Source organism: Paenibacillus glycanilyticus NBRC 16618, assembly GCF_004000805.1.
In the GTDB taxonomy this organism is placed as follows: domain Bacteria; phylum Bacillota; class Bacilli; order Paenibacillales; family Paenibacillaceae; genus Pristimantibacillus; species Pristimantibacillus glycanilyticus.
This window is the reverse complement of record NZ_BILY01000007.1, coordinates 82,523-108,289: the sequence shown is the minus strand read 5'-3', so window position 1 is coordinate 108,289 and position 25,767 is coordinate 82,523. Positions and strand designations below refer to the sequence as shown.

General features: G+C 50.7%; 20 protein-coding genes. 18 read left to right on the top strand and 2 right to left on the bottom strand.

Annotated features, from left to right (window positions below; all coding sequences use genetic code 11):
- Positions 1–9 precede the first annotated feature (9 nt).
- Positions 10–321, top strand: coding sequence for a hypothetical protein (locus tag PGL01S_RS07320; protein WP_127492981.1), 312 nt, complete (start codon positions 10–12; stop codon positions 319–321).
- 67 nt (positions 322–388) lie between these two features.
- Here the strand turns inward: PGL01S_RS07320 and PGL01S_RS07315 are convergent, their stop codons facing one another.
- Positions 389–1,735: an FAD-binding oxidoreductase gene (locus PGL01S_RS07315; RefSeq protein ID WP_127492979.1), complete on the bottom strand. Its 1,347-nt coding sequence runs from the start codon at positions 1,733–1,735 to the stop codon at positions 389–391.
- Between the two features lie 284 nt (positions 1,736–2,019).
- Between PGL01S_RS07315 and PGL01S_RS07310 the strand changes: the two genes are divergently transcribed.
- From PGL01S_RS07310 to PGL01S_RS07300, 3 genes are all read left to right on the top strand, one after another.
- Positions 2,020–3,465: a glycosyltransferase family 39 protein gene (locus PGL01S_RS07310; RefSeq protein ID WP_127492977.1), complete on the top strand. Its 1,446-nt coding sequence runs from the start codon at positions 2,020–2,022 to the stop codon at positions 3,463–3,465.
- 186 nt (positions 3,466–3,651) lie between these two features.
- On the top strand, positions 3,652–4,074 hold the full coding sequence (locus PGL01S_RS07305; protein ID WP_127492975.1) for a GNAT family N-acetyltransferase: 423 nt from the start codon (positions 3,652–3,654) through the stop codon (positions 4,072–4,074).
- Positions 4,075–4,221: 147 nt separating this feature from the next.
- Positions 4,222–4,713, top strand: coding sequence for a CPCC family cysteine-rich protein (locus tag PGL01S_RS07300; protein WP_244935538.1), 492 nt, complete (start codon positions 4,222–4,224; stop codon positions 4,711–4,713).
- Between the two features lie 436 nt (positions 4,714–5,149).
- On the opposite strand, the gene yhbH is transcribed toward PGL01S_RS07300, so the two are convergent.
- Positions 5,150–6,313, bottom strand: coding sequence for a sporulation protein YhbH (gene yhbH / locus PGL01S_RS07295; RefSeq protein ID WP_127492973.1), 1,164 nt, complete (start codon positions 6,311–6,313; stop codon positions 5,150–5,152).
- 266 nt (positions 6,314–6,579) lie between these two features.
- Between yhbH and PGL01S_RS07290 the strand changes: the two genes are divergently transcribed.
- The 14 genes from PGL01S_RS07290 (at position 6,580) to preA (ending at position 25,767) form a co-directional block, all read left to right on the top strand.
- A complete protein-coding gene (locus PGL01S_RS07290) occupies positions 6,580–8,148 on the top strand; it encodes a response regulator transcription factor (protein ID WP_127492971.1) in 1,569 nt (522 codons plus the stop codon).
- A gap of 13 nt (positions 8,149–8,161) precedes the next feature.
- A complete protein-coding gene (locus PGL01S_RS07285) occupies positions 8,162–9,943 on the top strand; it encodes a sensor histidine kinase (protein ID WP_127492969.1) in 1,782 nt (593 codons plus the stop codon).
- 159 nt (positions 9,944–10,102) lie between these two features.
- On the top strand, positions 10,103–11,410 hold the full coding sequence (locus PGL01S_RS07280) for an ABC transporter substrate-binding protein (protein ID WP_127492967.1): 1,308 nt from the start codon (positions 10,103–10,105) through the stop codon (positions 11,408–11,410).
- Between the two features lie 145 nt (positions 11,411–11,555).
- On the top strand, positions 11,556–12,431 hold the full coding sequence (locus tag PGL01S_RS07275; protein ID WP_127493186.1) for a carbohydrate ABC transporter permease: 876 nt from the start codon (positions 11,556–11,558) through the stop codon (positions 12,429–12,431).
- Positions 12,424–13,242 (top strand): carbohydrate ABC transporter permease, encoded by an 819-nt coding sequence (locus PGL01S_RS07270; RefSeq protein ID WP_127492964.1) that lies wholly within the window; start codon positions 12,424–12,426, stop codon positions 13,240–13,242. The genes PGL01S_RS07275 and PGL01S_RS07270 overlap by 8 nt, the downstream gene beginning before the upstream one ends.
- A gap of 150 nt (positions 13,243–13,392) precedes the next feature.
- Positions 13,393–16,449: a beta-galactosidase, LacZ type gene (gene lacZ, locus PGL01S_RS07265; RefSeq protein ID WP_127492962.1), complete on the top strand. Its 3,057-nt coding sequence runs from the start codon at positions 13,393–13,395 to the stop codon at positions 16,447–16,449.
- A gap of 610 nt (positions 16,450–17,059) precedes the next feature.
- Positions 17,060–17,869 (top strand): ABC transporter ATP-binding protein, encoded by an 810-nt coding sequence (locus PGL01S_RS07260; RefSeq protein WP_174806534.1) that lies wholly within the window; start codon positions 17,060–17,062, stop codon positions 17,867–17,869.
- On the top strand, positions 17,850–18,665 hold the full coding sequence (locus tag PGL01S_RS07255) for an ABC transporter permease (RefSeq protein ID WP_127492960.1): 816 nt from the start codon (positions 17,850–17,852) through the stop codon (positions 18,663–18,665). The genes PGL01S_RS07260 and PGL01S_RS07255 overlap by 20 nt, the downstream gene beginning before the upstream one ends.
- Positions 18,662–19,552, top strand: coding sequence for an ABC transporter permease (locus PGL01S_RS07250; RefSeq protein ID WP_127492958.1), 891 nt, complete (start codon positions 18,662–18,664; stop codon positions 19,550–19,552). Before PGL01S_RS07255 ends, PGL01S_RS07250 begins: the two co-directional genes overlap by 4 nt.
- A gap of 86 nt (positions 19,553–19,638) precedes the next feature.
- Entirely contained in the window at positions 19,639–20,676 is a 1,038-nt protein-coding gene (locus PGL01S_RS07245; RefSeq protein ID WP_244935537.1) for an ABC transporter substrate-binding protein, read from the top strand.
- 221 nt (positions 20,677–20,897) lie between these two features.
- On the top strand, positions 20,898–22,178 hold the full coding sequence (locus PGL01S_RS07240; protein ID WP_127492954.1) for a M20 family metallo-hydrolase: 1,281 nt from the start codon (positions 20,898–20,900) through the stop codon (positions 22,176–22,178).
- Positions 22,171–23,052 carry a nitrilase-related carbon-nitrogen hydrolase gene (locus tag PGL01S_RS07235; protein ID WP_127492952.1) on the top strand — a complete coding sequence of 294 codons (882 nt, stop codon included), beginning with the start codon at positions 22,171–22,173 and terminating at the stop codon, positions 23,050–23,052. Before PGL01S_RS07240 ends, PGL01S_RS07235 begins: the two co-directional genes overlap by 8 nt.
- A gap of 30 nt (positions 23,053–23,082) precedes the next feature.
- On the top strand, positions 23,083–24,438 hold the full coding sequence (locus tag PGL01S_RS07230; RefSeq protein ID WP_127492950.1) for an NAD(P)-dependent oxidoreductase: 1,356 nt from the start codon (positions 23,083–23,085) through the stop codon (positions 24,436–24,438).
- A gap of 24 nt (positions 24,439–24,462) precedes the next feature.
- On the top strand, positions 24,463–25,767 hold the full coding sequence (gene preA / locus PGL01S_RS07225; RefSeq protein ID WP_127492948.1) for an NAD-dependent dihydropyrimidine dehydrogenase subunit PreA: 1,305 nt from the start codon (positions 24,463–24,465) through the stop codon (positions 25,765–25,767).

Sequence of the window (25,767 nt, the reverse complement as noted above, 5' to 3'; positions counted from 1 at the left end):
GGGATGAAGATGACAGACAATCATAATAAGATTATCTATTTATTAGAGGAGCTACGGGCACGAGTTGAGTCTCCTTTAACAGATTTATTTTGGAGCTCTTACAATTCTGTTTCAGAAATCTTAGAAGAAATAGATAGTTATGTTATTCGATTATCGGCTATGGATATTGATGTAATGAAAGACATACAATTTTTTATCGCTCCAACAGGCTCCATGCAAGAGATCTCAATAAGTAATGGTTGGTCGGATGAATTTATTGTGATAACCGAAAAATTGGATCAATTAATTCAGATTAACAATCAGGGTGCAACAGATACATAAAAGAGCAAGAAGGCAGCGGCCCCAGACTTGTAGTTCAAGTCCGGGATCCGCTGCCTTTTTCATTTTATCATTTTGCCGGAGGAATGCTTTGAGGGTTGTTAAACACGTTTTGCGGGTCGTATTTGGCTTTTACTCTGCGCAGTCTCGCGAAGTTCTTGCCGTAATAGACGGGACCGGAGCATTTAATGCCTTGGTCCGGCACGTTGATATAGGACCCTACAATAAACGGTTGCAGCTTCTTCCTGGTGTTGCGAGCCAGGGCAATATTTTTAGCCGCATGCGACGGTTTCACCCATGAGCTGTTCCATTCCACGTAATATTGCGGATCGCGCCAATAGAAGGCGGTAGCCCTAGGCGCAATTTTTCTTATGGCTCCTCCCCAGTTGAGGAAATAGAAGCCGGCCGGAGTTCCGCCTTCGGCCTTTTCCAGGAACTCGCGCATATATTTAAACGCCTTATCCGGGAATGGACGTCTGCCGAAACCGCTGGAGAACTGGTTGCTGAATTTCTGTGGAAGGATGGGATCCGGTGCCAGCAGAAACTTGGTTGCTTGTAGCCAAGGAAGAGACTGGATGTCCCTCTTGGTCGTTGTTCCGACGCTTAAGATAGGCTGCAGGAATTTAAGGGCTTTCTTTTTGCAGCCCAGGTAGACACCCAGCATACTGACATTTCCGCCTTTTTTCGGACCGATGGATAATTCGCTGCCCAGCTTGGTGCTGGTGAAAGGCGCCCATCGCTGCCAAGCTTTGACGACTTCCTCGAACTGCTCCCACGGCCAAGTGATACTGAATACGGTCGCCCGAACCGGAGCGCGTCTCACTTTAAATTTGTATTTCGTATATACGCCAAAGTTACCGCCGCCGCCGCCCCGTGAAGCCCAGAGCAGATCGGAGTTGCGTTTCTTGCTTGCGCGAATGATTCTGCCTTTGGCATCAACCATTTCCAGAGCTAGCAGATTGTCGCTGATAAGCCCGGTCGTCCGTTGCAGCGGACCAATTCCTCCTCCGGGGGTGATGCCTCCGATGCCGACGGAAGGGCTATCGCCAAATGGCGCCATGTAACCCTGCCGCGCAAGCGTATCTACGATTCTTCCTACGCGGTTACCGGTCTCGACAACGGCGGTATTGCTTTTTTTATTCAACGTAATCTTCTTCAGTTCGCTTGTATCGATGACAAGTCCGCCGTTAACCTGAGACAGGTTAGTTTCCAACGCATGCCTGCCGCTTCTCGGGCGGATCGGCACCTTATGCTCCCGTGCCCATTTGATGGCGTTTGCTACATCACGCGTTTTTTTCGCAAAAACAAATACTTTCGGAAACCGGTCCGTATGAGGGTCCCAGTTCTTTCGAGCGGTCTCGTAACCGGGATCACCTTTGAAAATAACTCGCCCCGTAAGCTGTGTCTTGGCTTTCACGTATCCATCTCCCTATGAATGAATGGCTATACTTCGCATCTTAGTCATTTTTTTAGGCAGGTACGCTATAGCGTATGAGGACGGATTACAGCGGGTATAGGCTAACGCATATGGTAGAAGATTAAAAATTGTTTATTCGATAAATTACCCGGGAAATTGACACGGCTGTCCTTAGGGATGGCTATTTTTGTTGAAGCGTCAGGAAATTAGTTCCATACAATCATGCCTTTTCAAAGAAAAATATGGTAACATAGCTGGATAAACTTTGAAAGGATAGGAGTAGTATGACTTTTCGCACACGTATTCTCTCTGCAGCAGGCGGACTGTTTTTTGCGACGGTTTTGGCAGCTTCCTTTGCAAGTGCATGGAGCTTCTATGATTCGGCATTTAAAATGATCGCTGCGTTTATTGCGGCGGCAGTAGTAACCCTGCTTGTTATTCATTGGGCAATTACCGGTCTTAGCCGGAAAGCTTTCCTGATGGTGTTTCTCTTCCTTGGCTTGCTTTGCCGAGTGATCTGGGTCCTGTGGAATCCGGCGCTGCCGGAATCGGATTTTCTATTTATGTATAATGCGGCACAAGCGGCGGCTTCTGGGGACTTTGCTTTTAGTGATTCAGCTTACCATATCAGCTTTCCTTATCAGCTTGGGTTTACGATGTATGAGGCCGGAGTCATTAAGCTTTTTGGCGATCACTTCATTATTTTTAAGCTCTTGAATGTCTTGTTTAGCATAGGAACCGCTATTGTCCTTTATCTTTCCACTTCGAAAGTATTTCATGAAAGCTGCGGAAGAATCGCGGCTTTGGTGTACCTCTTCTATATTCCGAATATCCTGATGTGTTCGGTGCTGACGAACCAGCATATATCGGTGTTTTTATTTATAGGGGGTTGCTTTCTGTTTCTTAAAGGCAGGGAGCGGGTTATCTATTGGGTGCTTGCCGGATTAGCGATTGGCTTAGGGCATCTCATGCGTCCCATTGGAAGCGTCTATTTGGCTGGTGTTGTATTATTTGTTCTTCTAATCTTTTGGCAGCAATGGCGCGGCCCTATCAAAAGACAAGCGGTGAGTACGGCAGGCAAGCTTGGAGCCTTGATAGCCGTGTATTATTTGGTGCAGCTACTAGCCAGCATTTCGCTGACTTCGTCTCATGTTACCGAACATTCGTTATTTGGCGGAGAAAAATATTGGAAATTTATGGTGGGGCTTAACGCGCAGACAAACGGAAGCTGGAATAAGGAGGATGCTGACTATACGAACCAGTATTCTTTTGGCGAGGAGCGTCACCAGGCGGAGCTTGTAATCATAAAAGAACGTCTCCAAAATAAAAGCGAGCTTATCGCCTTATTTGGAAGAAAGCTTGTTTATATGTGGGGTTCGTCGGATTCTTCGCCTTATTGGAGCCTGCGGGGATTAGACAAATGGGAACTGGAGACCAGCCTTCACCAGTGGGAGAGGCCACTGTATGTGCTCATGAGCGCATTTGGCTTTGTAAGTATGGTTGCTTTATGGCGAACGGGTAAAGGGCATGACGCATTCTTCTATTTAATTCTTTTGCTGCTATATATCGGAGCGCATTTGCTGGTAGAAATTCAATCCCGGTATCGGCTAGACTTTATCCCTATACTGATTCTTTTGCAGAGCCATGGAGCCTATCAGGTGTATAAATGGTTTCAAGGAAAACAATCAGCGACGATGGACAAGCGTTGGGAGAGAGAACTTGGAGCTTAGAAATCATCTTAGTTCGGTTGTTTTATTGCGAATAAAGATTCCCTTCTACCTGAATTTACGGTAAAGTGTCAGTTAGAATCATGCAGGGGGATGAATAACATGGAGTATAACCGCGCGATCCAACCATAAATCAGGTGGTTGTACGTGGCAGCCACCAATTGATGAGATAAAGGTGGACATTTATTTATGGCAAATAAACAATACGAAATCATTAAGCGTCTTCCGACGGTGCAGGAACATAAAGCTTTATGGGAAGCTGTAGGTTGGGGGAGCATTCATATAGAAATGTCCGGACAATCTATTGCAGGCTCGCTTTATGGCGTGGTAGTCGAGCATGAAGGCGAGGTTGTCGGAATGGGACGGGTCGTTGGCGATGGGGCCATGTACTTTTACATCCAGGACGTAGCGATCGCGCCGGAGCACCAGAAAAAGGGTCTAGGAAAGCTTATCGTAGAACAACTGCTGGACTATATCAAAGAACGCCGCCATGAGAACGGGCTGGCTTTTGTCGGGCTGTTTGCCTCTCATGGCAATGATACATTTTACGAGCAGTTTGGGTTCAAGGATCATTCCCCGGGGATGACGGGGATGTTTACCGTGTTTGAATAGATAGTAGCGGGAAAAAGATGACTCTATTTGGGTCATCTTTTTTTTGGGGGATTTGTTTTCAATTAATATGACTGGTGCCCGTCTTTTTGTATAATATACCCATATAGGATGTCCTTCATTTGATAGCTCCTGGAGGGAAGCGGTCTGTTGAATACTAAAGCGATGAAGCGAATAAAGTACAAGTTTCTTTTCAGAAGAGCAGTAGAAGGAGAACTCTTTTATCTAGTCTTTATGTTAGCTGCCTATTTGTTGTTTCATAGAGAGTTCGACTACTACGACTGTTTTGCAGGAGCGGTAATGGGGATCATTTTTGGACAGATGAATTGGAAAGATAAACAGAAACGAGTTCATGCCGAGGTTGTCAGGTCAAACTTAGGAAATGTTCAATGTCCTTGCTGCGGTTACTTTACGATCTGCAGCGATGATGAAGTTTTAGCAGATATTTGTGAAGTTTGTTATTGGCAATATGATCTTATAGCGCACGAAAAGCCTCATATAAGCATTGGGGCAAACAAGCTGTCACTAAATGAAGCTATTAAAAATTATAAAAAGCATGGCGTTTGCAAAGTAATATTTAAGCACTTAGTTAGAGAGCCGATCGCAGAAGAATTGCCCGAGAATAATGTGGTGAGTGAATGAATGACGAGTATTATTGTAAGTTATTAAATCAGACAGTTGAATTAGGGATATGCATGGACATTAATTTTGAGAGAGAAAAATTGTTCATGGCGGATACTCTAATCAAATTAAACATTCAGAGGGATAAGGCAAATGCGGTATGTCCAACTTGTTCCTATTGTCTAATTGGGGAAGCTTTAACAAGGCCAAGGAAGGATTAAGAGATGGATACAGTAATTGTTTTCGCTTTTGTGCAAGATCGGCATAATTTAAGTGTAACAACTATCCTGATTTTGATTACAATCATATCGTTGCAGCCCTTAATATGGAGTACTCTGATAAGGTTGTCGGGTATTATAAACTCTTCTTTAACTTTGATGGCACAGTGGATGATGATATGTTTGTTATTTATTGATGGATTGAAAAACCGGTCGTCCCCTGGACGACCGGTTTCCTTTTACCCTACAACGCCTTCCCGCTTGCGGAAGAACGACTTCAGGGCGTTATACACTTCGCCTTTCTCGCGAATGACGTAGTACATGAAGTGCTGCATATTAATATGCTTATACGCGGACATTAGCGTACTCGAGCGGTTGTACTGGTTTACTTCGCCGTAGCCGAACAGGTTGGAGCGCTTGAGCAGCTCGCCGATCAGCTTGACGCAGCGCTCGTTGTCGCTCGTCAGGTTGTCGCCGTCGGAGAAGTGGAACGGGTAGATGTTGTACACGCTTGGCGAGAACCGGCTGTCGATAATCTCGAGCGCCTTGATATAGGCTGACGAGCAGATCGTACCGCCGCTTTCGCCGCGGGTGAAGAACTCTTCTTCGGTTACTTCCTTCGCTTCGGTGTGATGGGCAATGAATACGATTTCGACTTTCTCGTATTGATGCCGCAGGAAGCGGGTCATCCAGAAGAAGAACGAACGGGCTACGTATTTCTCGAAGGAGCCCATGGAGCCCGATGTATCCATCATGGCAAGGATAACCGCATTGGATTGCGGACGCACAATCTCTTCCCATGTCTTGTAGCGAAGATCATCCGGCGAGATGCCGTGAATGCCCGGCGTGCCGGAGGTAGCGTTGCGCCGCAGGTTTTCCATAATCGTCCGCTTCTTGTCGATGTTCGACATGATGCCTTTTTTCCGGATATCGTTAAATCGGATTTCCTTCGTCTCGAGCTGATCCTTATCCTTCTGGCGAAGGAACGGCAGCTCTAATTCCTCGAACAGCATGCTCTCCAGCTCAGCCAAGCTGATCTCTGCCTCGATAACATCCTCGCCGGGCTGATCGCCAGCGCCTTCGCCCTTGCCGGGACCTTTGGCCGCTTGCGGATCGACGCCTAGCACGTCGCCGACCTGGCTGTCGCCGTCTCCTTGACCTACATGTTTATTTTTATTGTAGTTATACACAAATCGGAATTCGTCAAGGCTCCGAATCGGCACTTTGATTACTTGCTTGCCGTCAGACATGACAATGCTTTCTTCAGACACGAGGTCGGGCAAATTTTGCTTAATGGCATCCCGGACCTTCTGCTGGTGCCTGGCTTGATCCTGGTAGCCTTTACGATGCAGCGACCAATCCTCCTGAGATACAACAAACAGTCTATCTTCTGCTGAACCCATTTCGGAGCACCTCCTTGCACAGTTTTTTTGGGTTTGTTATTCAATATATTCAAGTCCTCCCCGGATATGTGAAGCAAAAGTTGCCCGATTCTAGCAAACTTCCAAATAATCCGCCAAAATGTAACAAGGACAGCCCATTCAGAAAGGTGAGAAATGGGCTCGCTTTATCGGTTATAATGTACTTTACATATGTAAGTGCAGAACCATGCTTACGAAGTAAGAATTGACGCCAAAAGCATGCGGCAATTCTTTTGAGGAGGTACACCATGTCAAACTACTGCAGGCTGTTGATCGTGGATGACGAAGCTTTGATCCGGCAAGGGATCAAGCATTATATGAACTGGGAGCAGGAAGGCTTTCAGATCGTGGGCGAGGCTTCGAATGGGAAAGAAGCGCTTGAGATGATCGCGGAGCTGCAGCCTCATATCGTGCTGACGGATCTTGTCATGCCGATTATGGACGGCGAAGAGCTGACCCGGCAGATCAAGGTCAAATACCCTGATATTGAAGTTATTGTCCTTAGCAGCTTCGGAGATTTCGATTACGTACGCTCCACCTTTCAAAGCGGCGTACGCGACTATATATTAAAGCCCAAGCTCGACACAGGCCACATGCTGAACGTGCTGAAAGCCGTTGCCGATAAAATTCCGTCCCTGCAAGGGGAAGAGCCATCCGCGAATCAAGGTCCAACCATCGACACGGTGCTGGAGAAGCTGTTATCCGGTTACGAGATGGATGCCAAGCAGGTTGAAGCGGAGCTTGGCGACCATTTTCCGCATAGCGCCTTCTGCCTTCTGGGCGTGGACTTCCGAGGAATGAATGTAACGAAGGAGCAGGTGAATGCTATCCGGCAAACGATGGAAGGCGAGCTGGATAAACAGGCAGTCCATGCCGACCAGCTGGTCTACCACGTGCTAAAAGCCGAAGCGCCTATGATTCTGCTGCTCCTTAATCTGGATTATACGATGCTAAGCCTGCTTCCTTATTGGGGAAGAACGATGGCGAGCTCGATCAATCAGCTGAAGCTGGATGTGGCGGTTGTGGTAAGTGAGCCTTTCTCGGTGATTACCGAGCTGGAGCAGTCCTATAAGGCTAGTCTGCTGAAAATGATGGATTACGCCTTTTATTTCCCGGACAAGCATCTATTATTGTTCCATGAGTTCCCGGAAGCAGGGCAGGCGGCAGAGCCGTTTAACTTGAACAGCTTTACGGAATCCTTCAAGCGCGAGCGCTTTGATACGGCATTTGATTATTTGCTGGATCATCTCGAAGTGTTCAAAACAAACTATACGACGGATGTTTTTGAGTTCAAGTCGTTTCTGAGCAATGTTATTTTTAACATTACCGTGCTGCTCGGCAATATGAACTACAGCACGCAGCAGCTGGAGACGAAGAAATATTACTACTTCAAAGCTATTGAAGAGTCGCGGAACGCCAATGCGGCGGCAGAGCTGCTGACGGCGTTTATCGGGGAAGCGAAGCTGTGCATTGCCGAGAAAGCCGAGCAGTCCGGCAATGCCAACATGAAGCGGCTGCTTGATTATATTCACGAGCATTATGCCGAATCGCTCAATTTGACGGAGATGGCGAAGCATTTTCATTTTAACCCGTCTTATCTGTCGAGCTATTTCTCTACCCACCATAACGAGGGCTTTGTCGATTATTTGCATAGGGTGAGACTGGAGAAAGCGTCGGAGCTGCTGCGGGCAGGGGAAGCTTCGATCTCGGAGATCAGCGGGATGGTCGGCTATTCGGATCACAGCTATTTCTGCAAGGTGTTCAAGAAGCATACCGGACTGTCGCCAAGCCGCTACCGGCAACAAAACCTGAGATGAGTGAGTGATAGCTTTGAGTAAAATACTCGACCGATTCAAATATAACGGCCTCTTCGTGAAAATGTTCATCATTATGGTCGTGAGCATTGTGGCCGTATCGATTACGGCGACCTGGACAACGATGAACGTATCCAGCCGCGTATTTATGGAAACCTTCAGTATTACCAATTCGAAAATTATCACGCAGATCCGAAACGGTATGGATTCGTTTAATTATTCCATTGTGCTGACGGCGAACAAAATCTCGCAGAGCGGTACGATCAAGCAGTTTCTGACCGAAGGCAGCGGCGAATCGAACGTCATGGTGGGCAGTTATTTTCAGATGGGGCAGCAGATGAACAAGATTAAATCCAGCGTGGACGCCTATGAGGTAGGCATTACGGTAACAGGGGTGAACGGCCGTCGTTATTCGACGGACCGTTCCTATTGGCCGGTACCGGACGATGCTCTTGCGAACCATCCCATTACGAAGCGCTCGCTTGCGGAGCCTCGCAGGCTGATGTATTCCTATGACGACGCCGAAACCTCCGGTACGCCGGGCATCGAACCTACGATTGTAGCCTCCAAGGCTTTGGTCGATCGCAGCGGAACCGTCTATGGAATGGTTTATTTTGCCGTTCGCGAGCCTTATTTCGCCCGGTTTTATGACAGCAATACAAGTCTAGGAAATGATGTGGCGGTCATCGACAGCCGGGGAACGATTGTATCCTCCAACCGCAATGACTGGATCGGGCAGCGTTCGCCGGATCTTCTTCAGTATGCGAAAGAGATCGACGAGAAGAACCTGGATTACAAGAATGCCGACATTATGGGGAAAGACCATCTTCTTTTATCGGAGTATATTGCCGGACTAGACCTCTACATGGTGAACGTTATTGATAAGAAGCAGGTCCTGGGACAATTGACGGATACAAGGCAGATCACGCTTATCGTTATGGCGATTGTGGCCGCTGCGGTTATTATCGTGTTCCTCATTTCAAGACGGCTGACCAAATCGCTGACCCGGCTCGTGAAGCAGATTTCAACCATCTCGAAGTACGAATTCGACCGCCACGTGAAGGTGGACGGCAGCTATGAGACTCGCCAGCTTGGCCTTGCCTTTAATGCCATGATCGACGAGCTGAATGAATACGTAGACAAGCTGGTGGAGACGCAGAAGCAGCAGCGCAATGCGGAGCTGGAAGCGCTGCAGCAGCAGATCAATCCACATTTTCTATATAATACGCTCGCCTCGGTAAAGTTTATGGTCCAGCAGGGCAACAAGGAAAAAGCGGCCGAGACGATTAATGCTCTTATCTCGCTTCTGCAGAATGCCATCGGCAACGTCAGCGAGATGATTACGGTACAGCAAGAGCTCGACAATATGAAAAATTACGTCTTTATCAATCAGGTTCGTTACGGCGAGCGGATCCGCGTCAGTTACTTTATCGGTCCGGATTGCATGGATTACCGGATTCCGAAGCTGATGATTCAGCCCTTTATCGAGAACGCCTTTTTCCATGCTTTTAATGATAAATCCGAAGGCTACATCTACATTATGGTGGCGCAGGAAGGCTCCGCCCTGGTCTGCGAAGTGGTGGACAACGGCGACGGCATGAATATTAACGGAGGAATCCCGAGCCAGCAGAACAGACGCCAGCTGTTCAGCGGAATTGGCGTGCGCAATGTAAATGACCGGATCAAATTGTTGTTCGGCGAGGAATACGGAGTTACCATAACTAGCCAGATCGGGGAAGGGACCCGGGTAAAAATTCGCATTCCGCTGCTCCAATCCAATAATGATCCAAATTTCTAAAGATTGTCCTAGTACGAATAGACCACTTTCAAGCAACTCATAATAAAATGACAATTCGTTGTAAAGATCGTTCTAACGAGCGCCATGATGGGAATGCTATCATGGATTCGTAAGCCGGAAAACGCTTACAACACATATACAGATGCGGAGGTCTTGAAAGTGAAGAAATTAGTCACTGTACTTGCTCTTAGCGCGGTTGCATTGTCGGCTTGTTCGTCCAACTCGGACAACAACAAAAACACTGCGAATACGGGTGCGGAAAACGGCGGCAAAGCTGCAAGCAAAATTACGGTTTGGGCATGGGATCCTAACTTTAACATCAAAGCGATGAACCTTGCGAAAGACGCTTATGCGGCAACAAACAAGGATTTGACCGTTGATATTGTAGAAAACGCTCAGAACGATATCGTTCAAAAGCTGAATACGGGCATGAGCTCCGGCACGACGAAAGGTCTGCCTAACATTGTACTTATCGAGGACTATCGCGCGCAAAGCTTCCTGCAAGCTTACCCGGACATGTTCTACGACTTGAGCAGCGTGATCAACCCTAAAGACTTTGCTGATTACAAGCTTGGACCTACAAGCGTTGACGGCAAATACTACGGCGTTCCGTTTGACTCCGGCGTTGCTGGTCTTTATGTAAGAACGGATTACCTCGAGAAAGCCGGCTACACCATTAATGATCTTCAAGACATTACTTGGGACCAGTACATCGATATCGGTAAAAAAGTGAAAGAAGCAACAGGCAAGGACTGGATCTCCCTTGATCCGAACGATCTCGGTATCATCCGCATGATGATTCAATCCGCTGGTTCGTGGTACCTGAACGAAGACGGCAAAACGCCTAACATTGCGAACAACGAAGCAATGAAAGAAGCGTTCGAAGTATACAAAAAAATGATGGATGCCAACATCGTGAAAATCCACTCCGACTGGAGCCAATTCGTAGCGAACTACAACAACGGTGACGCTGCATCGGTACCAACGGGCAACTGGTTCACGCCTTCCATCACGGCGGAAGCTTCGCAGTCCGGCAAATGGGCGATTGCTCCAATGCCTAAGCTTGCGAAAACGCCTAACTCCGTACACGCAACTAACCTTGGCGGCAGCTCGTGGTACGTTCTGAACGTGCCAGGCAAAGAGCAAGCAGCTGAATTCTTGAAAGCAACTCTTGGCTCGAACGTTGACCTTTACCAAAAACTCGTAACTGACGTTGGCGCAATCGGTACTTACAAACCGGCTACAGCCGGCGAAGCTTACACAGCTCCTAACGAATTCTTCGGCGGTCAAAAAATCGTACAGGACTTCGCGAAATGGACGAACGAAATTCCAAGCGTGAACTACGGTATGCACACTTACGCAATCGAGGACATTCTGGTTGTGGAAATGCAGAACTACCTGAACGGCAAGAAGATTGACGATGTATTGAAGGACGCGCAAGCACAAGCAGACTCGTCTGTAAAATAAAGAGAGAAATTGACCTTGGAACATGGTCCTCCGCGTTCCGCCGCCATCTCTTAAGGGCGTGCCCCGCGGGGCATGCTCCAAGGTCTTTATTATGAATGCTCAAGATAGGAAGGAGCTGGCTGCCGCTGTGAGTAAAGCAAAAGCAATGAATATTAAGGCGAAAACGAATGCGATCGGCTGGTCGTTTATAGCGATAGCGGTCATTATGATTTGCGCCTTTTATTTCTACCCGATGATTAAGGCACTGATGTTATCGTTCCAGACCGGAACCGGCACGAACCTGCATTATGTTGGTGGAGACAACTATGCAAGGCTGTTTAAAGACCAGACTTTTATTACCGCACTGAAGAACACGTTTATATTTCTGATTATCCAAGTACCGATCATGATCGTGCTTGCCATGTTTATCTCGGTATTGCTTAATGATAGCAAGCTGAAGCTTAAAGGATTTTTCCGTACGGCGATCTTCTTGCCGGCTGTAACATCGCTTGTTGCTTATTCCGTTATTTTCAAATACCTGTTCGGTAATGACGGCTTGATTAACTCTTTGCTGACTAATCTTCATTTGATCAGCGCTCCCATTCAATGGATCACTGACCCGTTCTGGGCTAAAATTACGATTATTATCGCCATCACATGGCGTTGGACCGGATATAACATGATTTTCTATCTGTCTGCCCTGCAAAATATCGATAACTCGATTTATGAAGCGGCACGGATTGACGGTGCTTCGGCCTTCCGTCAATTCAGCCAGATTACGGTACCGCTGCTTAAGCCGATCATTTTGTTCACATCGATCACATCAACGATTGGTACCCTGCAGTTGTTCGATGAAGTTATGAACATTACGAAGGGCGGACCTGGCAACTCGACCATGACGCTGTCGCAGTATATTTACAACCTTTCGTTCAAATATACGCCTGACTTCGGTTATGCCGCGACTGTCTCGTACGGCGTTGTTATTCTTATTGTAATCTTCTCGATTCTTCAGTTTAAACTGGCAGGTGATAAAAATGGCTAAACGGATTTTCACCTATGTATTCCTTAGCATTGCGGCCATTGTATCGATCTTTCCATTCATATGGATGATCATAAGCGCAACGAACAAATCGGTTGACGTAACGAAGGGTACTTTGATGCCCGGCTCAAGTCTGGGTGCGAACTGGCACAAAATTTTGGATCAGGTTGATCTTGGGCAAGCCATGCTTAACTCGGCAAAAATCTCGATCTCGACAACGATCCTGGCCCTTCTTATTGCTTCTCTGGCCGGTTACGGCTTTGAAATTTTCCGCAGCAAAGCGAAGGACGTTGTTTTTAACATCCTGCTGCTGTCGATGATGATTCCGTTTGCTGCTCTGATGGTTCCGCTGTACCGTATGTTTGGTACAATTACGCAAAATATCCCGGCAATCGGGATCAATACGATGACGGCTGTCGTGCTGCCAACGGTAACGACCGCGTTCTTAATTTTCTTTTTCCGTCAAAGTACGAAGATGTTCCCGAAGGAAATGCTTGAAGCAGGTCGAATAGATGGATTAAACGAACTTGGCGTTTTCTTCCGCATTTACGTTCCAACCATGAAAACGACTTATGCGGCGGCTGCCATCATTACGTTTATGTCTAGCTGGAATAACTACTTGTGGCCGCTCGTTGTGCTGCAATCCCCGGAGAAACGGACGATTCCGCTCCTGATCTCGAATCTGGGCTCCAGCTACTCGCCGGACTACGGCGTGAACATGCTTGTTATTCTGATTGCGACGCTGCCAACAGCCATTGTCTTCTTCCTGATGCAAAAGCATTTTGTAGCGGGAATGACGGGATCGGTCAAATAGGCTCGCAAGTAATGAATCATCACAATGGCCCGTATAACGGGCTATTGTGGTGATCATTCATTAGCGTACGCTTTCGAAGTATGAATCATCACGATAACCCGTGTAACGGGCTATGTGGTGATAATTCATTTTAGGGAGGATTTTAGAAGAATGAAAGCAACAAGGGCAGACATCAATTGGCTCAGCGATCCGACCGTTTACCGCGTAAACCGTCTGGACGCGCACTCCGATCATCGGTATTACCGTTCGATGGAGGAAGCGGAGGGCAAAGCGCCAATGGCGATGCGCCAGGATTTGAACGGCGGTTGGAAATTCAGCTACGCCGTAAATGCGGCCAGCCGAATTGAAAACTTCTATAAACAAGACTTTGATTGCAGCGGTTGGGATGATATTCAAGTGCCGGGGCATATCCAGATGCAGGGCTACGGTCAGCTGCAATATGTAAATACGATGTACCCTTGGGACGGTCTGGACGCTGTTCGTCCTCCGGCTATCCCGGTAGTCAGCAATCCGGTAGGCAGCTACGTGAAGCATTTCCGCAAGCCGGAATCCATGAACGGACCTGTCTATATTTCGTTCCAAGGCGTCGAATCGGCTTTCTATGTATGGCTGAACGGCGAGTTTGTCGGCTATGCGGAAGACAGCTTTACGCCTTCGGAGTTTGATCTGACTCCGTTTATCAAGGAAGGCGATAATAAGCTTGCGGTGGAAGTGTACCAACGCAGCTCGGGCGCTTGGCTCGAGGATCAGGACTTCTGGCGTTTCTCGGGTATTTTCCGCGACGTATATCTGTATACGGTTCCGGAGATCCATGTTAGAGATATGTTTATCCATGCGGACCTCGACGACAGCTACAAGCAAGGTACGCTGAAGGTTGATCTGGAATTATTGGAGCAAGCCGGCAATGTGGGTGCTTCGGTGAAGCTTGAGCTGAAGGATGCGGAAGGCGTTGTTGCAGCTGCGGGCGAGGGTGCTTTTGCCGACGGCAAGCTGTCGGTAACGGTTGATGCGGGCGAAGTAAGGCTGTGGAGCGCGGAATCTCCGTATTTGTACAGCGTATGCTTGTCCGTCTTGAATGCACAGGGTCAGCTGGTTGAAGCCATTGTGCAAAAAGCCGGCTTCCGCCGCTTCGAAATGATCGATAAAGTGATGCACATCAACGGCAAACGTATCGTATTCAAAGGCGTTAACCGCCATGAATTCAACGTACGCCGCGGCCGCGCCATTACGGCTGAAGACATGATCTGGGATATTACCACGATCAAAGCGAATAACATGAACGCCGTTCGTACCTCGCATTATCCGAACCAGACGTTGTGGTACGAGCTGTGCGACGAATACGGCATTTATCTGATCGATGAGATGAATCTTGAATCCCACGGCTCGTGGCAGAAGATGGGCGCAGTCGAGCCGTCCTGGAACGTGCCGGGCAATCTGCCGGAATGGCAAGGCTCCGTGCTGGATCGTGCCGAGTCGATGCTCGAGCGCGACAAGAACCATCCTTCGATTCTAATCTGGTCTTGCGGTAACGAATCGTATGCGGGCGAAGTTATTCTCAACGCAACGAAGTACTTCCATGCGAAGGATCCAAGCCGTCTTGTCCATTACGAAGGCGTATTCCACAACCGGAAATACGACGCGACAAGCGATATGGAAAGCCGGATGTACGCCAAGCCTGCGGACATTATCGAATATCTGGAGTCCAATCCGTCCAAGCCGTACATCAGCTGCGAATACATGCATGCAATGGGCAACTCGGTTGGCGGCATGCATAAATACACGGAGCTTGAGCAAAAGTACCCAATGTACCAAGGCGGCTTCATTTGGGACTACATGGATCAATCCATTATGACCAAGGACCGTTATGGCAAAGAGTTCTTCGCTTACGGCGGCGACTTTAACGATCGTCCGACGGACTACAGCTTCTGCGGCAACGGCATCGTATTCGCAGACCGCAAGGTAACGCCGAAAATGCAGGAAGTGAAGTTCCTGTACCAGAACGTAAAGCTGGTTCCTTCGCGTACGGGCGTTAAAGTGATTAACGAGAACCTGTTCGTGAATACAAGCGAGTGGGATTTGACGGTCCGCGTATACCGCGATGGCGTGGAAGTGTTCGGCTGGAACGGTGAAAGGTCCGTTGAACCGGGAAGCGAAGACGTTGTGCCGCTTTCGCTGCCGGCGGAAGCAACAAAGATTGCCGGTGAATATGCGGTTCATGCCGCGCTTGTGCTCAAGCGGGATGAGCTCTGGGCAGAAGCCGGTCATGAAGTAGCCTTTGGCGAGTACGTATTCGAGGTTGCTGCCGAGGAAGCCGTACCAACAGGCTCGATTCGCGTTGTAGAAGGCGACGTGAACATCGGCGTGATGGGCGATGGCTTCACAATCCAGTTCTCCAAAGGCGTTGGCTCGCTGGCTTCCATCCGTTACGGCAGCCGCGAATTTATCGCAGCACCGCCGGTGCCGCAGTTCTGGCGCGCGCAGACGGATAACGATAAAGGTTACGCGCATGGCTATGATGCCGGTCTGTGGTATGCGGCAAGCTTGGCCCGCAAATGCCTGAAGGTTGAGCTGGACGTTGCCGCGTCGGGCGACCGCGCAACGGTTGCGTTCGAATACGGCTTCAGCATTAGCGCCGACCTGCGCGTACGCACGACTTATACGGTATTTGCTGACGGAAGCATTGAGGTGAAGACCGATTACAAAGGTGCGGCCGGGCTTCCGAATGTGCCGATTGTTGGCCTGACGTTCAAGCTGTCTGCGGACTATGATCAGACCGAGTGGTATGCCATGGGGCCGGAAGAGAATTATATCGACCGTGCTTTTGGCGCGCGTCTTGGTACATTCAGCCGTGCGGTGAAGGACCTTCCAACTCCGTATCTGGTACCGCAAGAGACGGGTAACCGTACCGGCGTACGCCAAGTGCGCATCACCGACAGCCAAGGCTTTGGCCTGCAGTTGAATGCTGCAGCATCGGCGCCGGTGGAATGCAACGTGTCGCCTTGGACGGCGTTCGAGCTTGAAAATGCCGCTCATTGGTATGAGCTGCCGCAGCCGCATTACACGGTTGTAACGGTTGCCGGCCGCCAAATGGGCGTAGGCGGCGACGACAGCTGGGGCGCTCCGGTTCATCCGGAATACCAAATCCCGGCGGATCAGGAGCTGAGCTTCACGTTTACGATTTCGGCGGTTGATCGCTCTACGAAATAGAAGGTTGCAGGATAGAGGTTGTCCCTTTGGGACAGCCTCTATTTTTTTGCAGGGCTGTATGTTTAATTGAAAGGCTGAAACTAGTCTATCAAGCCCAGAATGGTGCGTTCACGCCTGAGAGGCTGAGATCAGCCTAACAACTTGTGTAACCGCTCCTGTCCCCAGAGTGCAATCGAGACCATATCGAGACCATGCCAACCAACCTTTTCCCAGCCCGCCACCCTGTACGAAATGCAGTATAATGAGGCTCTACAGCCCAGTAATTTGTTTTACGTTGCACGTTATGCAGGATATTGCGGTGAATGAGCAGCGGAACGGACCGATGAGGCCCGATTTACTGCAATCTGTGCAATGTATTCCCCGAGGGAGAGCGTTTTACGTCCCTTATCCTGCACAATGTGCAACGTAGCGCCAACACTAACCCGACCCTTACATCGACTAACCGCCAACCAACCGCCTCTATACATAACGTCAAACGTTCACGCTATTTTGTAAAACAGTTTGTATAATGTAATCCAAATTACGTGTTATATAATATTACATAACAACACAAGCGGCGCGTAAAAGGATGACATAAACAATCTTCATCAAGAGCGAGGGGGTTGAGGGTTTGTCACAAGAGAGTCAGAAGGAAATTGAAATACGGATTGACGATGTGTCGATGATATTCGGACGGAAGGGCAGAGAGGTGACGGCGCTCTCGCAGGTCAGCTTTGATATCCATCGCAGCGAATTCGTCTCCCTGCTAGGGCCTTCGGGCTGCGGCAAATCTACATTGCTCCGGCTAATCGCGGATCTGCTGCAGCCGACAAGCGGACGGATTACGATCGGCGAAGAGGAGCCCCGCGAAGTCCGATTGAAGAGAAAGTTCGGGATTGTTTTTCAAAGCCCTACCTTATTCGAATGGCGCACGGTGAAGGATAATATCGAGCTGCCGATGGAAGTGCTTGGCCTTAAAAAGTCTGAATATTCAGCCATATCAAGCCGTCTGATCGACATGGTTGGCTTAGCAAAATTCAAGGATCACTATCCTTGGCAGCTAAGCGGCGGCATGCAGCAACGAGTGGCCATTGCCAGAGCATTGGCGCTTGATCCGCCGATTCTGTTGATGGATGAACCTTTCTCCGCATTGGATGAGTTTACGAAAGAGAAGCTTCAGCTTGACCTGCTCGACATCCAGAAGCAGACCAACAAAACGATCGTATTTGTTACTCACAGCATTCCGGAAGCGGTATTCCTGTCCGATCGGGTTATCGTCATGTCAGCGCATCCCGGGCGAGTCCATGCGATTCTGGACATCGAACGGGAGGAGGGCAGCTACGAGTTTATCCGTAATTCCGGACGTTTCCATGAGATGACGGCCAGAGTGAGAGCTTGCCTTTACAAGGAGCGTGATCCTCTTGATAAGCGGATGGCTTAGAAAAAGCGGCCAAGGAGGTATTCTCGCCATATGGGTGGCGGGAGCTCTGGCGCTATGGGAGGCAGCGGCTTGGTACATAGCCGATATTGCACATGTACTGGCACCGGCCTCCAAGCTCCCGTATCTTCATCTTGTCCTTCAAGCCCTTATCAAGCATTGGTCCACGATAGCCGAGCAAGGCGCGATCACCTTCGGGAACTCGATACTGGGATTTCTGATTGGAACGGCGGTAGGGGCTGCTCTTGCTATTATCATGAGCTTGTCCAGAACCATCGAGCTAACCTTATCTCCTTATATGATTGCTTCGCAGATGGTTCCAATCATTGGGCTTGCCCCAATCCTGTACGGCATTATCCATGATCCTGCGATGTCGAGGGTGCTGATGGCGGGATATGTAACCTTTTTTCCGGTAGCCATCCATATGCTGCGCGGCCTTCAGAGCATCAAGCCTGAGCAGGAGGAGCTGATGCGCTCGTACGCAGCCTCCGGATGGACGACGTACACCAAGCTGCGGCTGATGGCATCGCTTCCCGGTCTTTTTGCCGGACTTAAGCTGTCCGCCCCTCTCGCGATTACCGCTTCTATTATCGTTGAGCTGATGGGAGCGCCAAACGGCATCGGCGTATTAATGCTCAGCTCTCTCTACTACGGCAGCTCGCAAGTGTATATGTTCTGGTCCACGATCCTAATCAGCGTTGCCATCGGGTTGATCTGGTTTCTGCTGGTCACGCTGGCTGAACGGTTACTGACCCCGTGGCAGCCGGAATTCCGTCAGCAAGGGGGAGGGGAAGAATGATGACCGCCGTTAATACGGAGCAGTCCCCTGCGCCGACCCCGCAACCAAGAGCAGCTGCAGACCAATCAGCTGGACTGAACGCCAGGATTAATAGCTCAACTCCAAATTCCTTACGAAAACAATCCCGAAGCACGATATGGCTGCCAATCGGATTCGGCCTCCTCTTTTTGGTCATCTGGCAGCTTAAAGGGTTCCATAAGCTGTTCCGCCTGGAGCTTTATCAATTGCCGATTCCATCGGCAATCGTCAGAGCCATTCATTCCAATGGCGATCTTCTCTGGAACTACTCCCTCTATACCGGCGCGGAAATGATCGGGGGCTGCCTGATTGGCTCGGCTATTGGCCTTCTCGCTGCTATTGCGGCGTCCTTTATTCCGCAAGCAGGCAAAGGAGCCATCACTTTAGTAGCTGCTTTAAACGCCGTCCCAATCGTTGCGCTCGCGCCTGTTATGAACAACTGGTTTGGCGACGGTGTCGCCTCCAAGATGGCGATTGTCGCGATCATGACGATGGCTACGATGGCGGTTAGCGCCTATAAGGGACTGCGCTCAGTTGAGCCCGCCTATCTGGAGCTGATGCATGCTTACGCGGCAGGAAGGTTAACAATCTTTTTCAAGCTGAGGCTCAGACTTGCCCTGCCGGCTATTTTTACGGCACTTAAGATTAACATGGCAACCGGCATTATAGGAGCGATAGTTGGCGAGTTTTTTATCTCCTCCAGAGGGTTGGGGTTTCTGCTATCCGATCAGATCAAGCTGGGCAATATGCCTATCGCCTGGTCCTGCATTGTGATCGCTGCCGTGCTTGGCATCGCGCTCTATTACCTCATTCAGCTAATCGAGAGAATCGCGATTCCATGGCATGCCGCCAGGCGCAAACCGCAATAACTTCTTACGCATCAGGGGATGTCTTCATCTTTTAAATAGATAGCGATAGGGAGAGGATGGGGTAGATGAAAAGGAGAAACCGGGTCATGAAGGCCGTAACCTCGCTGACGATGGCAATGGCGCTGCTTATGGTCGCCGCCTGCGGCAATAACAGTCCATCGGAATCCTCGGCGAACGAAGGCAAGTCAAGCGAACCTCTGAAGAAGGTGAAAATTCAACTGAAATGGGTGCCTCAAGCCCAGTTCGCGGGGATTTTTGTCGCCAAGGAAAAAGGCTTCTACGAGCAGGAAGGGCTGGATGTCGAAATTGTGCCCGGCGGGCCGGATGTCGTTATCGAGCAGCAGGTGGTGAACGGCGCGGCGGATATCGGCGTAACAAGCTTCGACAGCTTGTTGGTGAACCGGGACAACGGATTGCCGCTTGTCTCTGTGGCGCAGATTTTGCAAAAGAGCTCGTACAGGTTTGTTGCCGACAAGGCTTCCGGTATTGATGCGCCAGCGAAGATGAAAGGCAAGAAGGTAGGCATGTGGACGGGAAGCCAGCAGTTCCAGGTGCTTGCTTTTATGGAGAAGAACGGCCTTGATCCGCAGAAGGATGTCGAGCTGGTGAAGCAGGGCTTTACGATGGACCAGTTTTTCAACAAGCAGCTGGATGTAGCGATTTCTACCATCTATAACGAGTACCATGTCGTGCTGGAGAGCGGCGTGAAGCCGGAGGATCTGTATGTATACGACTTTGAGGATGCGGGTGTCGGGATGCTCGAGGATACGCTGGTGGTAAAGGAGGATTGGCTGAAAAATAACCGGGATACCGCGGTCAAGGCCATCCGCGCCACGATGAAGGGCTGGAACTACGCCATTGCCAATCAGGGAGAGGCGGTCGATATCGTCATGAAGGCTGTCACGGAGGGCAGCACAACGAAGGAGCATCAGTCCACCATGCTGATGGAGATGGCGAAGCTTGTGAAGCCGGAAGGGTTCACGGATGCTCAGGTCGGCTCGTTCGTTGATGATGCCGTACAGCGGACGGTAGATATTTCCCTCAAATACGGATTAATCAAGGCGGCGCCGGATTTAAGCAAAGCCATAGACAAGACGATTCTGGCGGACGCGGAAAAAAGCTAGAGAGATGGGGGGGGAAGCTTAAGGTCCCTAAGGGATCTTAAGCTCGAGAAAACTACGGTTGGCATCGAAGTGGCAGTGGAAGCGGCCGGGATTGGAATATGCAGGGGTAATTTCGTTCAAACGGCTGCCCTCGCCTGAGGGCGGCTCTCTGACTAGCCGTATAAATTCAAATCTCGTACATACTTATATGTCATCGGAGACAAGGCGGGAGGGATCGGGACATGAGTGTGGAGCTCAACGCTATGATTAATGCGGAACGGCTGAACCGGCATATCGAGGAGCTGGCGCAGATCGGAAGGATTGGGGAGACCGGCGTATGCCGGCTAGCTTTGTCGAAGGAAGATAGAGCGGGCGTAGAGCAAGTGAAATGCTGGATGGAAGAAGCGGGAATGAGCGCAAGAATAGATCCTTTTGGCAATCTGATAGGCGTATTCAGAGGAAAACATCCGGAGCTTCCGGTCCTTATGCTTGGCTCCCATGTCGATTCCCAGCCCTACGGCGGTCGGTATGATGGGGCTATCGGCGTTCTAGGAGCGATTGAAGCGGTCCAGACGATGGCTGAAAAAGGCTTCAGACCCGAAATGGACATTGAGGTGGTTGCCTTTTGCGATGAAGAGGGCTGCCGCTTCAACAAAGGGTTATTTGGCGTCCGCGGCATGACGGGCAAGCTCGAGGAAGGGGAGCTCGACCGGAAGGACAAGAATGGCGTAACTCGCCGGGAAGCTCTGCTGGAATTCGGCTGCAACCCGGCAGAGTTTGAAGGATATACGTTTGAGGCGGGTAGGATTGGCGCTTTCCTGGAGCTTCATATTGAACAGGGGCCGGTGCTTGAATCGCTGGATTCGCCAATTGGCATTGTAACCGGTATTTCCGGTCCGCTCTGGTGGACGGTTGAGCTGAACGGCTTTGCCGGACATGCGGGCTCGGTGCCCATGCCGATGAGGAGGGACGCGCTGGTTGGCGCGGCCAAGGTGATCGTCGCTCTTAACGACCTCGCCCGTCTGGAAGACGGGGCCTCAACAGTGGGGACGGTAGGCTCGCTGTCGGTGTTCCCGGACTCCCGCAACATCATCCCGGAGAAGGTGACGTTTACGGTTGACCTCCGGGATATCGTTCTTTCCCGCCGGAATGAGCGTGAGCAGCAGCTTCTGGAAGCCATTCAGGACATCTGCGATGAGCATGACCTGCAGTATCTGATCCGGGAGGATACGAACAGCGAGCCGCGGTATTGCGCGGAATGGATGAAGAACATCTTGCGGAAGGAAGCGTCCGGCATGGGGATGAAGCTGCCCGAGCTGATGAGCGGGCCGTTCCATGATTCGCTGACGATGTCTTACGTGACGGATTACAGCATGATTTTTGTCCGGTGCAAGGACGGCATCAGCCATAACCCCAAGGAGTATTCGTCTCCGGAGGATATCGCGCTGGGAGCGGAGCTGCTGTACCGGTCGGCGGTACGTATAGCAAGCGGAACCGAAATCGGGAGGAGAAGCGATGAGTAAAGTAACGATCGGATTAATTCAGGCATCCCATGACGTACATGGCGATGAACCGGTAGAGGCGCATAAAAAGGCAGCGATTGAGAAGCATATCCGTCTTGTACGCGAAGCCGCTGCCAAAGGCGCTAAAATTATCTCGCTGCAGGAGATCTTCTACGGACCGTATTTCTGCGCGGAGCAGGTAACTAAATGGTATGGCGCCGCGGAGGAAATTCCGAACGGGCCAACTACACGGCTGTTCCGGGAGCTCGCCCGGGAGCTAGGCGTCGTTATTATTCTTCCGATTTACGAGCGCGAGGGCATTGCGAGCTACTATAATACCGCAGCGGTCATAGATGCGGACGGTGCTTACCTCGGCAAATACCGCAAGCATCATATTCCGCATGTGGCGGCAGGCGACGGGGGCTGCGGCTTTTGGGAGAAGTATTATTTTAAGCCGGGCAATCTGGGTTATCCGGTATTCGATACGGCTTACGCGAAGGTTGGCGTATACATCTGCTATGACCGGCATTTCCCGGAAGGGGCTCGCGCGCTTGGCCTGAACGGGGCAGAGATTGTGTTTAATCCGTCTGCGACGGTAGCGGGCACTTCGGAATACCTGTGGAAGCTGGAACAGCCGGCACATGCGGTGGCGAACGGCTATTACGTGGCGGCTATCAATCGGGTCGGATATGAGACGCCTTGGAATATGGGTGAGTTCTACGGTCAGTCGTATTTGGCGGATCCGCGAGGCTCGATCGTTGCCATTGGCAGCCGGGATCAGGATGAGGTTGTGATTGGCGTGATGGACAAAGAGCTGATTCGCGAGGTGCGAAATATTTGGCAGTTTTATCGGGATCGCAGGCCGGAAACGTACGACAGCATCATAAACCTATAATAAGTGCTAAGTGGAAAGGGGGATGAACGGATGGCTGCAACGTTTATATCCGCGGAATCTTTGCGGCGCAATTTTGCCGAGGTGAAAGCCGGAATGAAGCCCAAGGAAGCGATCGAGGAGTCGAACCGCTGCCTGTACTGCTATGATGCCCCGTGTATCCAGGCTTGTCCGACAGGCATCAACATTCCGTCCTTTATCAAAAAGATCGCCTCCGGCAACATGAAAGGCTCCGCCCGCACCATTATGGAGGCGAATCCGGTAGGCGCAAGCTGTTCGCGGGTTTGCCCGACTGAGGAGCTATGCGAAGGGGCCTGCGTGCTTAATCATTCGTCCAAGCCGATTATGATCGGGGATCTGCAGCGTTATGCGACCGATTGGGCAATCCACAATGAGCAGGTTTTCTTCAAGGCAGGAAGCAGCAACGGGAAAAAAGCCGCCGTTATCGGAGGTGGTCCCGCAGGCTTGTCGGCGGCCAGGGAGCTGGCCCGGTTCGGCTTTGCGGTCACGGTGTTCGAAGCGAAGGAGCAGGCAGGCGGCCTTGATACGTATGGCATTGTCTCGTTCCGGCTGCCGCAGGAAATCTCGCTGTGGGAAGTCGAGCAGGTCCGGCAGCTTGGCGTTGAGATCCGTACGGGCGTGAAGGTTGGCATCGATATAAGCGTCGAGGAAATAAAGCAGCAGTATGATGCGATTGTCCTCGCTATCGGCATGTCCAAGGTGCCGAAGCTCGGCATCGAGGGCGAAGGTCTCCGGGGCGTCTATGACGCGATCGAGTTCGTAGAATCAACGAAATCGTCCATTCGGACGGATATTGCGGGGAAAAAGGTTGCCGTTATCGGTGCCGGCAATACCGCTATCGACGCGGCGACCTGCTCGGTTCGGCTTGGAGCGGACGAGGTGACGATAGTCTACCGGCGGACTTCCGCGGAGATGACGGCTTACGATTTCGAGTTCGACTTTGCGAAGCAGGATGGCGTTATGTTCAAATGGCTGACCGCGCCAAAGCGGATTATTGGGGATTCCGCGGGTAATGTAACGGCGCTTGAATGCACGTTGATGAAGCTGGAAGAGAGCGCTGGCCAGATCCGGCCGGTGCCGGTGGAAAGCTCGGAGTTTTTTATGGATGTGGATGCGGTTGTTCTGGCCATTGGTCAAACGCGCCATATCGGACTGGTCGAGCAGCTTGGTCTATCGCATAAACGCGGAATCGTAGCGATTGATCCGGTTACGTTCCAAACGTCCGATCCGCAGGTGTATGCGGCTGGCGATGTTATTTTTGGCGACGGGCAAGGGGAAGCGATGGTTGTATCGGCGGCGCAGCAGGGCAAGAAAGCGGCGTATGCCATCTATCGGCAGCTGGTGAAGGAGCAGGAGGAAACGGCGTAACGATCTTTGGAGGAGGGGAAAACGATGGCTGATTTGCGTATCAATCTGGCGGGCATATCCTCGCCGAATCCGTTCTGGTTAGCGTCGGCGCCGCCTACGAATACGGGCTACCAGGTGCAGCGGGCTTTCGAGGCGGGCTGGGGCGGAGCGGTATGGAAGACGCTTGGCGATCCGATTATCAATACGTCGTCAAGGTTTGCGGCCGTGCATTTTAACGGACAGCGCGTGGCGGGCTTTAACAATATCGAGCTGATTACGGACCGGCCGCTTGAAGTGAATCTGAAGGAGATTTACGAGACGAAGAAAAGGTTTCCGAATCATGCCGTTGTGGTGTCCCTCATGGTGGAGCCGAAGCGGGAGAAGTGGCATGAGATTGTCAAAAAGGTCGAGGCCGTAGGCGTCGACGGGCTGGAGCTGAACTTCGGCTGTCCGCATGGCATGGCGGAGCGCGGCATGGGCTCGGCATCCGGCCAGCAGCCGGATCTCGTTGAAGCGCAAACGATGTGGGCGAAGGAAGCAGCGAAAACCCCGGTCATCGTGAAGCTGACCCCTAATATTACGGATATTACGGCTACCGCCAGAGCGGCCGTTCGCGGCGGTGCGGATGCGATCTCGCTGATTAATACGATTAACTCATTGGCTGGCGTGGATCTGGACACCTGGAACACAATCCCTCATGTTGGCGGCAAAGGCGCTCATGGCGGGTATTGCGGACCGGCGGTAAAACCGATCGCTCTAAATATGGTGGCGGAGTGCGCGCGCAACGCTCAGGTGAACGTACCCATCTCCGGAATTGGAGGCGTCTCCAATTGGCGCGATGCGGTCGAGTTTATGCTTATGGGAGCAACGGGGGTACAGGTGTGCACAGCGGCCATGCATCACGGCTTCAGCATCGTGGAGGATATGATCGACGGCTTGAACAACTATCTGGACGACAAAGGCCTATCCTCCGTTAACGAGCTGATTGGCAAATCCGTTTCCCGTTACTCGGATTGGGGCGATCTTGATCTGAACTATCAGGTCGTTGCCCGGATTCACGAGGAGAATTGCATCGTCTGCAACAAATGCCATATTGCCTGCGAGGATACGTCGCATCAATGCATTGAGCGCCTGACAACGGACGACGGCCGTGCTTATTTGAAAGTGCGGGAAGAGGATTGCGTAGGCTGCAATCTTTGTTCGATCGTTTGTCCGGTGGAAGGCGCCATTTCCATGGTGGAGATTCCTTCCGGCGAGCTGCCGATGTCCTGGAATGAACGCCAGAAAGCGGTAGCTTCGGTTGGCGATTCCAATCCAGCGCCAGGCGGCGCGAGCAAGGAGGCGGTATAA